Here is a 14,313-nt window from a genome sequence, read left to right as displayed (position 1 = left end):
TAAATTACGCGGTTACTGCTTGTATTTCAGTAGCGATATCTTGTACCTCTCGGAAGACACGCATTAAATTACCGCTCCATATTTTTTCTATCTCTTCTTCGGTGTATCCGCGCTTCACTAATTCAATGGTTATGTTCATTACTTCACTCGCATCAAATATGCCTTCAATACCGCCACCGCCATCAAAGTCACATCCTATGCCCACGTGATTGATGCCTGCTATTTTGACAATGTGGTCAATATGGTCAACAACATGTTGAACGGTTGCTGGCGCTGCAGGAAATTTTTCTGCTAGTGCATTGAAGGCGGCTCTCGCAGTTTTGCGCTCTTCATCAGTCATTTCACTGGTAGGTTTTAGATTTGCTCTAAACTCTTTTATAGCCGCTGTGCGCTCTGGGTTCTCTGGTGCTTTTCGAAGGTAATCTGCAAGCATAGTGAGTTGTACTACACCGCCATTCTTAGCCATAAGTCTAAGCATATCATCTGACATATTACGGTCGTGATCTGTCACTGCTCGTGCATTCGAATGACTCGCAATGATAGGGGCTTTTGACACAGCAATAGCATCATAAAATACCTCTTCGCTGCCATGAGAGACATCAACCATAATGCCAAGGCGATTCATCTCTGCTACTACCTTTTCTCCAAATTCACTGATACCTTGATGCTCAGGGCCTTTTGAATCAGTTGCAGAGTCCGCCAAATCGTTATTAGTTGAGTGTACTAAAGTGATGTAGCGTACGCCTTTATCATAATATAATTCAATATTAGAAATGTCATTGCCGATGGGGTAACCATTTTCTATGGCAAGATAAATAGCTCGCTTACCTTCATCTTCTAATTTGTATGCATCCTCTGGTGTAAGTGCTAAGCCTACAATATCTGAGTTTTTCTCGGTTGATTCAATGACGGCATCAAGCATTTGAATACCTAGTTTCTTAGCTCGACTGTTGCCCTCATCATCACGGATGTCTTGAGCAACAAACGCCGCGAAGAAAATGGCGTCTAGTCCACCCTCTTTCATTCTTGGATAATCGACTTTTGAACCTGTTTCTTTAGGGTTATGTCGCTGTGACATATCAAATCCAGGCTCAATCATTCTTAGCGGTGTATCCGCATGAGAATCAAATGTTAAAACACGGTCATGTATTTCTAGTGCGCGAGCAATAAGTGCTTGTTCGGTTTCTGCAGGGGTCACCTGTGCTTTAGGATCTGACTCTGAAGAGCAGGCTGCAAGCAAAGAAGCCAGAACAAGAGGCAAAACTTTTAGTTTGTTATTCATAATAGGTAACCATTTAATTTAGACTTACAAAGGATGTTTAAAGCGAAACAGTTCGTCATTTTTTTATGATGAACTCACCTAAAAACATGATGAGTTCAGCAATAACTCTTGTTGCTGTAGTAGTTATATTGTAACAATTCAGTTTTTAACGCAAGAGCGCTAAGTTATTAATATCTATTTAGATTTCTTTTAAACAAAACATCAATCGTGTTGAAAAAGCAACTCACAACTTTAGGGATGTGGCATCCTTGTTTTTGGCAAGGTATTTTTCTTTGTTAGTTTTATATTGGTCTGATGGAATCTGAAACATCGACATGGCGCTGCTCTTATTAATTTTGAGTCGTGAAGTAACAGGTCACTTTTTATTAAGTTTGGGAGTGCGATAATAGACCTAAGTATGCGTGGGCGGAGCCTTTTAAGTAAACTCATTTCTTGTCGATAACTAAAGCTGTTTTATTTATAAATTAATTGTAAGATATTTAGTCTTGTTTGCGAATTAGTGTCGGAAAGTGATATTAAATCGTCTGTTCAATTACACTTATGGTCTTAAAGTTTCATATGTTAAAAGTGTTTCGTTATTTTTATCCGATTTTTTTAACTTGTATATTAGTGGTAGGGTTTTCATCTCAAGCATGCGAATTAGTCATTAAGGCTGCCAGTAGCGATGATTGGCCTCCGTATTTTTTTAAAGCCTACGAAGAAGAGGCAGGTCTAGAAGTTGATATATTACATACAGTGTTAGAAAAAACACCTTTCTGTCTAGAGTTTGTATCTATGCCGTCTCTAAGCCGAGCTGTTGAAGAACTAAGACATAAGCGAGTGGATTTACTTGTAGCATCAAGCTTTAGTGAAGATAGAGCTACGTTTTCACATTATAGTAAATCGTATCGTGATGAAAAAATGGTTATGTTTGAAAACAAACATAATAAATCACTTGTACAAACCCTAGCCACAAAACCCAACTATGAAGATTATATTAATCAAGAAAACATGATTATTGCTGTGCACCGAGGGAGTCATTACGGTAAAAAGTTCAATCAATTTTTAGCTGATTTTAAAGGTAATACAATTAGTACTACCTTTGCTAGACAGCGTTTTGATTTGCTGAAAAAAGGTAGAGTTGACATTGCTATTGAAGATCAATTAGCCGGTGTTTTCTTGATGGCCGATGCAAATTATTATGATCATATCGTTAATTCTCAAATAGTGGTATTCAATGAGCCCGTATATTACATGTTGAGGAAAGGGTTAATGAATGAGCAACAGTTGGAGGTATTCAACCAAGCTATCGAGGATAGCTTGCAACAAATTCAAGACTTAATTCAAGAGTATTCTAATTACAAACCTAAACTCTAACTTTTCCCCGTGTTTGTTTGGTTAAAAGGTCAGCCCAAGTTCCTTTGATTGCACTATGTTTTGTCTCCTTACTTCATAAATTTAGAACATCACCTTCGATTTAAATCAATTTATTCGTTCTACCTTTCTCAGCATACTTCTTTCAAGCCATAGGACAGGCCTGAAAGAGCTGCAGATACGCTAGCGCACGTTTTCAGTTATTGCATGTTAGCGACATCCAACCATTCGGACCGTGACAGTTTATAACTAATTATAACAATGAATTGCGTCCCATAAATATTAGCGAGCTTGGGGCATATGAAAGACTTTATTGGAGACTTATTATGAAAATCAAAGCATCAATTATGATTGCAGCAACGCTTTTTAGCGTAGCGACTATGTCGAGTGCTGATACGCTTACACGCCAGAATGGCGCGCCAGTGGGCGACAACCAAAATTCTCAAACTGCAGGCCCTTGGGGACCTGTCTTACTGCAAGACAGTCACTTAATTGAAAAACTAGCTGCATTTGATCGTGAACGTGTCCCAGAGCGTGTTGTGCATGCTCGTGGTACCGGTGTGCATGGTTACTATGAAAACTATGTGGATTTGTCAGACATTACTGTGGCTGCACCTTTCCAAGGCGAAAATAAAAAGACTGATGTTTTTGTACGTTTTTCAGCTGTAATACATGGTCACCAATCACCAGAAACATTGCGTGATCCTCGTGGCTTTGCTGTTAAGTTTTATACTGAACAAGGTAACTGGGATTTAGTGGGCAACAACTTCCCGATTTTTTTCATTCGTGATGCAATTAAGTTCCCTGATATGGTTCATAGTTTAAAGCCTTCGCCTGTGACTAATGCGCAAAGTGCAGCACGATTGTTTGACTTTTTCTCTCACGTGCCAGAATCAACTCACATGTTGACGCACTTATTCTCTGACATGGGTACGCCAAAAAGTTACTTAAACATGGATGGTTCTAGTGTTCACGCCTTTAAATTTGTGAATGCTAAAGGCCAAGTAAAATACTTTAAGCTAACTTGGAAAACTAACCAAGGTGAGAAAAACTTCACTGCTGCAGAAGCACAAGCTATGCAAGGTAAAGATTTCCAACCTATGACTACTGATATCTATACACGTATCGGTGAAAAAGGTGAAACTGCATCATGGGAGTTATACTTACAAACCATGGATCCTGAACAACTTGATGATTTTGATTTTAACCCATTAGATACCACTAAGATTTGGCCGGTATCTCTTGTTCCTACGAAGAAAATTGGCAAGTTGACCCTTAACCGCGTACCTAACAATTTCTTTGAAGAAACAGAGCAAGCTGCCTTTGCTCCAAGTAACCTAATTCCAGGTATCGAGCCGTCTGAAGACAGAATGTTACAAGGTCGTTTGTTTTCATATGCTGATACACAGCGTTACAGAATTGGCGTGAATGCTTACCGCATTCCAATTAATGCTCCTCGCAATACAGGAATTGATAACCATGAACAACACGGCAAGTTACGCACAACAAGCAGCTCTCGTGATGTGAACTATCAACCAAGTCGCCGTATTGCTTTAGATGATGACAACCAGTACAAATACGCACAAACGCCTTTAGCTGGTACGACTCAACAAGCCCCTTTTTACAAGCAGCGTAACTTTGCACAAGCAGGTGAGAAATTTCGCTCTTTCACAAAGGTTGAGCAGCAGCACTTAATTGAAAACTTAGGGACAACACTAGCAGGTGTGCCTGAAGAAGAAATCCGCGTCATTATCAGTGCCTATATGTATAACGCTGATAAAAACTACGGTACAGGTGTTGCCAAGCTTGCGAATGCGCCATTAAGCAACGTAAAAACTACGGCTAAGCAATTAATGGATGTGCAAGCTGAGCGTGAAAAGCGCGCTAAGAAAGTTGCAGAGGGTTTCAGCCGTATTTCTTACAAAGCTGATTTATAACTCAAGTATGTCGCCTGCCACGTATTAAGAAACACAGTGGCAGGAAAAAATTAACATTAAGGCGTGCAGTGGTTAAGTCATCGCACGCCTTCTTTATGCAAAGAGGACGCAATCATGAAGACAGTTTTTCAACTATCCATTAAAAGCATGATGACACTTATTGTGCTTACTTTGGCGTTTTCAGGCCAAGCAGAGCCCGTTGATAGTGAGCAATTAAAAACCATTTACTTTAATGCTGCTAGAAAAGGCGACGTATCGACACTCACCGCTTATTACGCTGCAGGATTAAACCCAAATGTTGCAGATAATAAAGGCTACACAGCTTTGATTTTAGCGGCTTATCACGGTGAAACAGATGCCGTTAATTATTTGCTTAATGAGGTTAATGCTAACGCTTGTCAAGAAGACAACTCTGGAAACACCGCGTTAATGGGCGCAATTTTTAAAGGTAACTTTGGCGCGATAAAAGCGTTAATTGGTGCTGATTGTGATATTGATCAAATCAATGAAAACGGTCAGACCGCCGCAATGTTCGCCACACTGTTTAATCGCACAGAAACGATTGCTGCGCTAACAGAAGCGGGTGCTGATTTAGGTGCTAAAGATAGCTCTGGAAATAGCCTAGTTGATATCGCACTTAGCCAAGGCAACTATGAATTAGCCGAGCAGTTAGCTGAAAAATTATAATTGAATGTGACATACACCAAACAGTTTCATTCTTGTGGCACTATTTGCCTCTCTTAAATTAGCTTTATTTCTGTCTTAACTTGAACTAGTAATAACATATTAAGGGGTGATTTAAGGCCCATTAAGTGTAAATACCCAACTCTTTTGGGTTTTAAATCAATACTAGGTGTTGAATTTGTATTTTATCTGTTAGTCTCTGCGCACTTAAATAGATATTTATTTCATGTTTTCGATTAGTGAATGAATAGTCAACTCATGCCTTATTATAAAGCGCAAGGTTTGGCTCAATGAGAAAGTCTATATAGGAATTCAAAAAACTAAGCTCGTAATGGTGATAGCGAGTTTAGTCATTAAAATTCACCGATTAAAGAAGACATTAATATGAGTAAAGGTACAGTTAAGTGGTTTAACGCTGACAAAGGTTTTGGTTTTATAACTCCAGAAGATGGCGGCAAAGATTTGTTCGTACATCACTCAGAGATCCAAGCTGGTGGCGGATACGCTACTTTAGCCGACGGTCAAGCTGTTGAGTTTGAAGTTGGCCAAGGTCAAAAAGGTCCATGCGCTAACAAAGTTATCGCCCTTTAAGTTAAATTTACATAACAAGATACTTAACCTGAAATTGGTTGTTTAAGTGTTAAAGCTTAAAATTTGAGCCGAACTCAATCAAGTACAACGTTATGTACTTTAAGTTAAATTAAATATCTGGAGGCTGAGCTACCGTTAGGTTGCTCGGCCTCTTTTTTTGTGATTTAAAAATCATTACTAGGTCACAAACATTAGACCTATTAGTGATAGTTTTTTCTTTATTCAACTTCGCTTTCTTGTTTCCTCATAGCTTCGAGCATGGCTGTTACTTCTTGAAGAGGATGTCGCTAGGTTTTATTTGCTAAATACTTTACCGCTAATAATTTTAAAAGCCGGAGTGCCGCGTATGAGAGTCTCTCTGGCAAAAATGGCGTGACAATTTGGGCAAGTACAGGCTGTACTGGTAAAGTCTTTGGTTATTCGTTCTTTAAAGCATTTCACTAAGGCACCTTTGCCGCCCTTACGATATTTAAAGAGTTGAGTTTTGCATTGGCTACAATAGATATCGACTGAGGAGCTAGGAGCTTTTTTATTAGGCTTAGCCATGTGGTGTCGGCCTAATTGGTGTGTCTTATGGTAAAATTTAAAGACAAAAACCTTATTTGATAACTGCTACAAGCCATGCTTCAAGCAGCTATTAAATAAGACTCTTGTCTTACGTTTTTAGCTTTACGTTGGTAAGAGCCTTTACCTTTTTTAGGTTTGACAACTTGCATCTTGTAAACGTTAGATGTGACTAACGCCGCTAAAAAATTATCTTTAATTTTTCCTCGCCCCAAGTCAGTTTTATTATTAGCTTTTGCTAATTGCTTTTTTTGTTTGTTCATTTTGGTTCCTTTAAAGGTTGTTTTTACACTACCAGTCAGTAGTGTTCGCTTATTATATAGGTGAATGTGAAAAACAAAATAGTATTTGCTAACGATATTTATTGATTCTTTTTGTATTCAAATGAGTTCCTTCATATTAGGCATTATCATATCATTAGGTGTTTATTCTTTAAGGCATCAACTCGCCCCAAGCCCTGCAAAAAATATTGATTAAGGCAAACGTAACATATGATTTCTAAAAAAGTCCGTGAACTTTTTACGTCTATGATGGAGGCACAAAGTGAAGGTACCCCCGTTACTTATGATATTGAAACCGAGCAGTACACGGGGTATTTCAATCAAGCTGTAGTCAATAAATTTATTGATGCTGGTTTGTTAGAGCTGGTAGACGATACTGATGGGTTAAGTTGCCTCATCATGAATAATCGAGATGATTTTTTAAGCGGTTTTGCTTCGGGGGTGAACGAAGCCCGCTTAGGTCGAGACCAGTATTACGCTGACTACAATGCCAACCCGTTTGCTTTTTCTGTTGGTTTTGAACACTTTTTATATTTAAACAAAAAGCCTAGATTGTTAGTTGGGTATATTTGCCACGGGTTTATAAATGATGAGACAGGCGAGATCCATGTTCAGTAACGGATTTTATACTCTAGTGTGGTGCTTAGGTAATGCATAGCGACCAAAATCAATGGGCTGCCCAATACGAAGAGCTGGGATACTTTGTTATTCGTGGTTATTTCACTGCTGCTGAAATGTCTGCACTTAGAGAGGTTATCTTAATGTTTCATGAAAGATGGAAACAAGATAACCCTGAGTTTTATAAAGAAGTGGCGTTTAATTCCTCTTTGATTACCGGTAGCCAATACCTTAAAGCTAAAGACAGGGTTAAGCTGTTTAATTTTATTAGTTCACCAAAAATGATGCGTGTGATTGAGTCTTTGATCCCAACTCATGCTGCTTTTATGAATACCCAATTGTTTTTCAATCCGGTAAATCCTGAATTAAAAGATTTTTGGCATCGAGACTGTCAATACGACCATGATCTTGTGGGGCAACAAAAAGCAATTCAAGAGACGCAAGTGGTGCACCTGCGGGTACCACTATTTGATGAGTTGGGTATGGAGCTGATTCCTGGTACTCATAAGCGTTGGGATACTCAACAAGAGCTAGAGGTGCGTGAAGAGCTCAACGGCAAACTGAGTAATGATAGCTTGCCTGACAGTGCAACTATTCCTTTGGCAGCAGGCGACCTATTAGTGTTTTCAGCAGACATGATACATCGCGGCTTATATGGGTTAGAAAGGTTAGCTTGGGACATACTTGTTTTTGATGCGAGCTCTGATTTTGCTGATTATGTGGATGATGATTGCTTGCCTAGCCAGAGTATGTTGGATGACATTGATGATGCTAGGCTATTTGCTAAAACGCTGGCCTTGAAGTCTCCTATTAGTCAGTAAATGATTTAAAAATGTGACAATTGCTGTGACGGTTTTGTGATGACTAGAGTTTATGATGTTCACTCTGATTGTCTTTTCAGGAGTAACATATTTATGAGCTTTCAATTTTCTTCAATGGTTTGTGCACCAACCACTCTCAAAGCTATGTGCGTAGCAGTGATTGTTTTGTGCAGTAGCAATGTGGTCAGTGCAGACAAAATTGTATTTACTTCAACAGGAGTGCGACCAGTCTTACTTGAATTATATTCTTCTCAAGGTTGTAGTAGCTGCCCTCCTGCTCAAAAGTGGGTGAATCGTTTTACTGAATCAGATGGTTTGTGGAGTAAGTTCATTCCAATTGTGTTTCACGTAGATTATTGGGATTACATCGGTTGGAAAGACCCCTTTTCATCTCCAGCATTTTCAAAAAGGCAAAGAAGCTTTGGTCTTGAAGGTTTAGTAAATTCAATTTACACCCCAGGGTTTGTTGTTAACGGGCATGAATGGAAGGGATGGTTCAGAGGTCAAGCAATCGACCCATACAAGTTTAATCGATCGTCTAATATTGGCTTAGCTACTAGTGCTAAACAAGATAACGTAGAAGTGAGTTATACTTTTGCTGACCAATACCAGACAAACGAAGGGCAAGTGCATATTGCAATTCTAGGGTTTGACTTGATAACTCAAATTCAAGCCGGAGAAAATGCCAACAGAACGCTATCTGATAATTTCGTAGTCTTAGGATATAAACAACAGGTGATAGAAGGCCATCAGCAAACCATCGAATATCCTAGGTTATCAGCACAAGCAGAAAAATATGGGTTAGTTGTTTGGACGACAAAAAACAATGGTTTAGAACCAACACAGGCTGTAGGTGGTTATTTGCCTTCTCATTGGGCGCTTCAAAGCTTAAATTGATTTACTTGTTTTTATAGATATATTGGTCTGCTATCTGCTGTTTAAAATCAAGCAAAGGTTTTAAGTCTAGTTCTGCTCTTAAGTCGTCAACGGTTTGAATATTATCTATTGGTTTAAAGGATACTTTATTATTTATAATTTCAAATTGAGTACCGAATACCTGTTTGTTTCCTTGATTGATTGCAATGATATCGGTTGTGATAGCCACATTGGTGCCACTAACGCCCTGGTTATCTAGATAAGACTTAATAATCAATGGCAGCATGTCTTGTTGAAAAGCGACATCTTCTGCATGTTGAACTATTACAGTGGCTGCATTAACACCTGATTTACCCACTAAAGACTTACTTGGCCAGCCATGTAGAGACACTATTTCTTGCAAAGTCAGTGTATGTACTTTAACTATGTCGGTTTGTAGTTGCTGTAACACTTTGGCATTGGAGTCTTTATTTGTAGCTCTTTTCTGCAGTTTTAATTGAGTTGATTGTTGTGCCATCTGAATTAAGCGTTTTTGTAAGTCCCCATTTAGCTGTGCATAAGAGAGGTGACTAATTGATAGCAAGCATAGAAAACAGCATAGGTACTTGATTAAGGATGATGATAAGTAAATTTTTAGCATGGCAGTCTATTTTTGTATGGTGTTAGAGGGGGTAATCTATATAACCTTAAGATATGTTTGAAACACTAACCTTAAAAGCTAAATAATTCAAAATAATAAGGGCTAAAGTTCATATCATAAATTGATATGAAGTTAAAAATTACCTCTAAGGTTAAGGCGTTTATTTGATGCCACTAAGCGTGTAGGTGGAATGATAATACAGTAACTGCCAACTTGATTTTTAGACAAACTATTTGTCGATAGTAGTTGGTTTGAGTCAGATTCCTCTTACTCTGCAAAGTAAATAACATAGTTTTGACTATGCATGGCTAAAGTGTCACTTTAAAACTCATTAATTGAACTGAAGCTTGGGCTTTAATTACAACCTTAGAACGGTTACCTAAAGTAAAGTGGTCGTAAAAAAAGGCATCATTAAATGATGCCTTTTCAAATGCACTAGTTAATCAGCCTCAGCCGATTTTTGTTTCGCGGGATCGTATTTAGCAAACCAGCCCATAATATTATCAGTTTTACTTATTAAGCGGCTAGGGCGAGAGGCAATATAATGAGGTGAACTAGGTACACGTATTAATGCCGTATCTACTTCTAGCATTTTTAATGCAGTATAAAATTGCTCTGCTTCCCAAGCGGGTGTTCGATAATCTTCTTCTCCTACCATCAGCATAGTTGGAGTGGTAACTTGGTCTACATAACTAATAGGTGAGCGTTTTAGAAATACCTCTGGTTCAGACCAAGGATCTGCTCGAACCCAATGTCTTCGAACAAATTGTCCAATGTCAGCTGCTAATGCCATTGTCATCCAATTAATCACTGGCTTTATAGATGCTGCCGCGGCAAAGCGTTTGGTTTTAGTGGTGATCCAAGCAGTTAGAATACCTCCACCTGAGCCGCCTGTTACAAATAAGCGCTCTGGGTCTGCATATTTTTTGGCTACTACTTCATCAACTACTGTCATCAGGTCATCATAATCGTAACCCGGATAAGCTAAGTCGATAGTTAGTGCAAAATCTTCACCATAACCCGTTGAACCCCTAGGGTTAACCCAAACAGTGACATAACCTTCGGCCGCATAACGTTGTATTTCACTGGCAAAGAAGGGTCCATACATGGCATAAGGGCCGCCATGAATTTCCAAAATCATTGGGTAGCTTCCATCAGCTTTAAAGTCAGGGGGAAAAGCCACCCATGCTTCTATTTCTAAGCCATCGTGTGAAGATTTAACTTTAATTTCTTCTACGGGAGCCATATCTAGGTAGGGCAGTATATCGTCATTTAACGCAGTCAGTATCTGTTGTTTCTGACCTTTGATAGTCGCGACGCCTACTTCAGCAGGGCGATCGCTAAAACCTGCAGTAAAGGCCACCATAGGTTTTTTATTCTGACTGACTGAAAAACTGCCTGCGGCATATGGGCGGCCAATAGATGTGCCACCTATATTTGTGATTAGCTTGGTTACTTTGCCTTTTAAGCTAATGTTGAACAGGCTTAATACACCATGATCTTCAGATAGCACTAATAAGCTTTTACCATCTGGATTCCAAAGTGTTTGACCTATGCTACCAGCGAAGTCTTCTGCTAGTGGCTTTAGGTTTTTGCCAGCAGCATCCATTAAATACAGATCGGTCTGTTGATAAGACAAGACTTTGTCGTCGTACCCTAAAAATGCGATAGTTTTGCCATTGGGTGAAACCACTGGTGAGTGATCTGGTCCATCTCTGCTAGTTAATGGTGTAATGTCTAGGGTACTTAAATCTAGTTTGTAAATTTCGCTTTCGATGAAATCTAGGTCTCTATCTTCAGCTAAGTTACCGGTTACCAACAGAGTATTATTGTCGAGCCATTCTGGGCTTGATAGTCCAGATTCTTCAAATGTCACTTGCCTTGGGGTTCCTCCATTTACAGGAAGTGTGAAGGTTTGAGTTGAGCCTTCTGGAATGTAACCTGCGCCATCAAAGCGAAAAGTTAGCTCATCTATTACATTAAAAGGTTTGTTCCATTTTGCGCCTTTTGGTTGTTTCACTGGTGTCGCGAACGACGTTTTTTCGGCTTCCACAAACATATTAAAGGCTAGGTGAGTACCGTCTGGTGACCAAACTATGCTAGATGCCCCTTTATACAATTGCGCCAATGAAAAGCTCACCCCCGAATCAATAAAAACGCGTCTAAGTTCTGGTGTGCCTTTGTGGTAACTAGTGAATACAATACTTTTTCCATCTGGAGCCCAACGTGGTGAGGAGGCATATTGATCTGCTATAAGTGGTCGGTTTTGACCCGACTCTACGTCTAATATCCATAGTTTACCGGCATCTTTGTCGGTGGTTTTATCCATGCTTTGACGCAGGTAAACAATCGACTTTCCGTCAGGGGAAATCTGCGGTTCATTTGCATATTCCATATCGAATACACGCTCTGCAGTGAACCGCTTCGAAGGTTTGTTGTCGTTTTCTACAGCCGATGCACTGTTGAAAGCTACTGTTAGCGTTAAGCTCGCGATAATTTGGAATATCCGCTTACTTTTCGTTTGGTATTTATTTCGTTTCAAATGCATTACTTTCTCCTTGTAACAATTTTTTTGTTGTCAAAGGTAATATTTGAGTAAATGAACAATTTATTACATTACTGGGTATCTTTGTTTTAAGCCCGTATAAACTTGGTCGCTGTAGTCTGCTAGGCTGATATCCAAACTGTCAAGCACCTCTACTAAGTGTTCGTTGTCTTCTTGGCCATTCCATACCTTGATGTAGCTACCTTCTTTGTAACCATTATCTTGGCGGAAAAAGTTTAGAACGTTTTTACCAACGTATTGGCGATACAACTCGTTTGAGTCCATCTCTGCTTGTTCTACTATTTTTAAAAATAATGGCACGTCAAAACGTTTGGCAGCACATAACCCCGTCATCAATTCTAAGTTATCTAAAATGTTTAACGCACTAAAATCGTAATTTTTGCCATCAAAGGTAACCGTTTTTTTAGTTGATGTAAGTTGTTCGGCAATAGTGGTGGCTGATTGTTGTACGTCACCTTTAAAGCCAATGAGTATTTCTGATAAGGCAAAGTGCCAGATATCTACTAACTCCATTTGCAATTGTGGCAAGTCTTTATGTTGTGCCTTCCACCACTTCCAGCCGTGGTGTTCAATACCCTCAACTGACTCTATCATGGCGGCACGCAAGTAAGCATAACCAGCGTTTAACCAGTCAGGGTTCACTTTTGCATTCATATTGCCTTGTAACGTTAACATTGTGGCTAATTGGGTGGGTGTTAGCATAGTGGTGCAAATCCTTATTTGTTGTCGCTATTTTTGAGTTCTTTAATAACGCGTATACGTTCTTGGTTTAGTTGTTCTTTTATGGCCGAGCCTTTGTAACCTTTTGTCACTATGGCTTTGATATCCACCTTAGCCGCCCGAGAGTACGCTTGCCAAATGTAGTCGGCATTTGCATATGGGATGTCTTCAAAGGTGGTTCGTCCTCTCGCATCGGCTTTACATGCTAACAAAAAGTCAGCAAAGCGCTCTGGTTTACGCCATACATCACATGCATTTAACATGGATAAAATAGTGCTGGCTTTAAGCTCATAAGCTTTGTGTACATGGGTATGGTATTCACTTACCATCAAGCCTAGATCTCGGCATTCATTGGGCACTTTTAATCGAGAACTGAGAGCTTTAATTGAATCTAGCCCTAGTTTTTCGTGGCCCCTATGTGATGGCCATTTTTCTGGGGGCGTTAAGCCTTTACCTAAATCATGAACTAGCGCTGCGTAACGCACAGATAAGGTTTTAGAAAGCCGAGTTACTTGCTGTAAAACCATCATAATATGAACGCCAGTGTCTATTTCTGGGTGCCATTTAGGAGGGTTGGGTATGCCCCATAACACATCTAATTCGGTGAACCATTGTGCTAATGCCCCGCATGCTTTTAAGGTTTCAAAGTATACTTCTGGGTGGTCCTCAATAAGTGCTCGGGCGGTTTCTTGCCAGACTCTTTCGGCACTTAAGGCTTTTAATTCTCCAGATGCAACAATTGATTTCATTAACGACAATGTTTCTGGGGCAATGCTAAAGCCTAAGTAGTGATATCGCGCGGCAAACCTAGCTACTCTCAATACCCTTAAGGGATCTTCTACAAACGCATCGGAGACATGACGTAGTAATTTTTTATCTAGATCTTCTTGGCCTTTAAAAGGATCAATAACTTTGCCTGTTTCATCCATGGCCATGGCATTGATGGTGAGGTCTCTGCGCAGTAAATCTTCTTCTAATGTAACTTTGCTTGAAGCGTCGCAGCTAAAACCTGTGTAACCTGCGCTAATTTTTCTTTCTATGCGAGCTAATGCGTATTCTTCTTTACTTTTAGGATGCAAAAAAACAGGAAAGTCAGCGCCAACAGCTACATACCCTTGCTGTAACATTTGCTCTGGCGTAGCGCCTACCACTACCCAGTCTTTGTCTTTGATTGGGCGCGCCAATAGTTGGTCACGTACTGCACCGCCGACTAAATAAGTTTGCATATTAAGCTCATCTTTTTCATTCTGCGTATTATGCCTTAGCCCAGTGCATTGCAGAAGCCAACTTTGTCTAAAAGTTCAATTAAAAATTACGATAGTCTCTTTGACAATATCTTGTTAACTGGTTAGTTTAAATGGGTTATATCTAACATACGAG

At 39.5% G+C, this 14,313-nt stretch carries 14 protein-coding genes; 7 read left to right on the top strand and 7 right to left on the bottom strand.

The genetic code is table 11. The features are described 5' to 3' along the window. Nucleotides 1-4: 4 nt before the first annotated feature. Nucleotides 5-1,282, bottom strand: a complete 1,278-nt coding sequence (locus ABJD71_RS13710) for a dipeptidase (RefSeq protein ID WP_348170338.1) — start codon at nucleotides 1,280-1,282, stop codon at nucleotides 5-7. A gap of 558 nt (nucleotides 1,283-1,840) precedes the next feature. Between ABJD71_RS13710 and ABJD71_RS13705 the strand changes: the two genes are divergently transcribed. The 4 genes from ABJD71_RS13705 (at nucleotide 1,841) to ABJD71_RS13690 (ending at nucleotide 5,847) form a co-directional block, all read left to right on the top strand. Next, entirely contained in the window at nucleotides 1,841-2,638 is a 798-nt protein-coding gene (locus tag ABJD71_RS13705; RefSeq protein ID WP_348170335.1) for a transporter substrate-binding domain-containing protein, read from the top strand. A 323-nt stretch (nucleotides 2,639-2,961) separates the two neighbouring features. After that, nucleotides 2,962-4,572 carry a catalase gene (locus ABJD71_RS13700; protein ID WP_348170332.1) on the top strand — a complete coding sequence of 537 codons (1,611 nt, stop codon included), beginning with the start codon at nucleotides 2,962-2,964 and terminating at the stop codon, nucleotides 4,570-4,572. Between the two features lie 114 nt (nucleotides 4,573-4,686). After that, nucleotides 4,687-5,259, top strand: coding sequence for an ankyrin repeat domain-containing protein (locus ABJD71_RS13695; RefSeq protein ID WP_348170329.1), 573 nt, complete (start codon nucleotides 4,687-4,689; stop codon nucleotides 5,257-5,259). A 381-nt stretch (nucleotides 5,260-5,640) separates the two neighbouring features. Continuing rightward, nucleotides 5,641-5,847 (top strand): cold-shock protein, encoded by a 207-nt coding sequence (locus tag ABJD71_RS13690; protein WP_133468841.1) that lies wholly within the window; start codon nucleotides 5,641-5,643, stop codon nucleotides 5,845-5,847. A gap of 294 nt (nucleotides 5,848-6,141) precedes the next feature. Here the strand turns inward: ABJD71_RS13690 and ABJD71_RS13685 are convergent, their stop codons facing one another. Then, nucleotides 6,142-6,393 carry a hypothetical protein gene (locus ABJD71_RS13685; protein ID WP_348170326.1) on the bottom strand — a complete coding sequence of 84 codons (252 nt, stop codon included), beginning with the start codon at nucleotides 6,391-6,393 and terminating at the stop codon, nucleotides 6,142-6,144. An 80-nt stretch (nucleotides 6,394-6,473) separates the two neighbouring features. Further along, a complete protein-coding gene (arfA, locus tag ABJD71_RS13680; protein WP_348170323.1) occupies nucleotides 6,474-6,674 on the bottom strand; it encodes an alternative ribosome rescue factor ArfA in 201 nt (66 codons plus the stop codon). 228 nt (nucleotides 6,675-6,902) lie between these two features. On the opposite strand from arfA, the gene ABJD71_RS13675 reads away from it, so the two are divergent. The 3 genes from ABJD71_RS13675 to ABJD71_RS13665 all read left to right on the top strand — a co-directional run bounded on the left by ABJD71_RS13675 (nucleotide 6,903) and on the right by ABJD71_RS13665 (nucleotide 9,028). After that, complete coding sequence (locus tag ABJD71_RS13675) at nucleotides 6,903-7,310, top strand: hypothetical protein (protein WP_348170320.1); 408 nt, start codon at nucleotides 6,903-6,905, stop codon at nucleotides 7,308-7,310. A 32-nt stretch (nucleotides 7,311-7,342) separates the two neighbouring features. Next, on the top strand, nucleotides 7,343-8,131 hold the full coding sequence (locus ABJD71_RS13670) for a phytanoyl-CoA dioxygenase family protein (RefSeq protein ID WP_348170317.1): 789 nt from the start codon (nucleotides 7,343-7,345) through the stop codon (nucleotides 8,129-8,131). Nucleotides 8,132-8,224: 93 nt separating this feature from the next. Beyond that, nucleotides 8,225-9,028 (top strand): DUF1223 domain-containing protein, encoded by an 804-nt coding sequence (locus ABJD71_RS13665; protein WP_348170314.1) that lies wholly within the window; start codon nucleotides 8,225-8,227, stop codon nucleotides 9,026-9,028. 1 nt (nucleotide 9,029) lies between these two features. On the opposite strand, the gene ABJD71_RS13660 is transcribed toward ABJD71_RS13665, so the two are convergent. From ABJD71_RS13660 to ABJD71_RS13645, 4 genes are all read right to left on the bottom strand, one after another. Next, nucleotides 9,030-9,647 carry a DUF6624 domain-containing protein gene (locus ABJD71_RS13660; RefSeq protein ID WP_348170311.1) on the bottom strand — a complete coding sequence of 206 codons (618 nt, stop codon included), beginning with the start codon at nucleotides 9,645-9,647 and terminating at the stop codon, nucleotides 9,030-9,032. A gap of 439 nt (nucleotides 9,648-10,086) precedes the next feature. Next, nucleotides 10,087-12,195, bottom strand: a complete 2,109-nt coding sequence (locus ABJD71_RS13655) for a S9 family peptidase (protein ID WP_348170308.1) — start codon at nucleotides 12,193-12,195, stop codon at nucleotides 10,087-10,089. A 63-nt stretch (nucleotides 12,196-12,258) separates the two neighbouring features. Then, complete coding sequence (locus ABJD71_RS13650; protein WP_348170305.1) at nucleotides 12,259-12,915, bottom strand: dUTP diphosphatase; 657 nt, start codon at nucleotides 12,913-12,915, stop codon at nucleotides 12,259-12,261. Between the two features lie 14 nt (nucleotides 12,916-12,929). Next, complete coding sequence (locus ABJD71_RS13645; protein ID WP_348170302.1) at nucleotides 12,930-14,159, bottom strand: multifunctional CCA addition/repair protein; 1,230 nt, start codon at nucleotides 14,157-14,159, stop codon at nucleotides 12,930-12,932. Nucleotides 14,160-14,313 lie beyond the last annotated feature (154 nt).

Origin of the sequence: Paraglaciecola sp., from assembly GCF_039943935.1 — a bacterium.
GTDB lineage: Bacteria > Pseudomonadota > Gammaproteobacteria > Enterobacterales > Alteromonadaceae > Paraglaciecola.
This window is presented reverse-complemented; position numbering and strand designations above follow the sequence as displayed.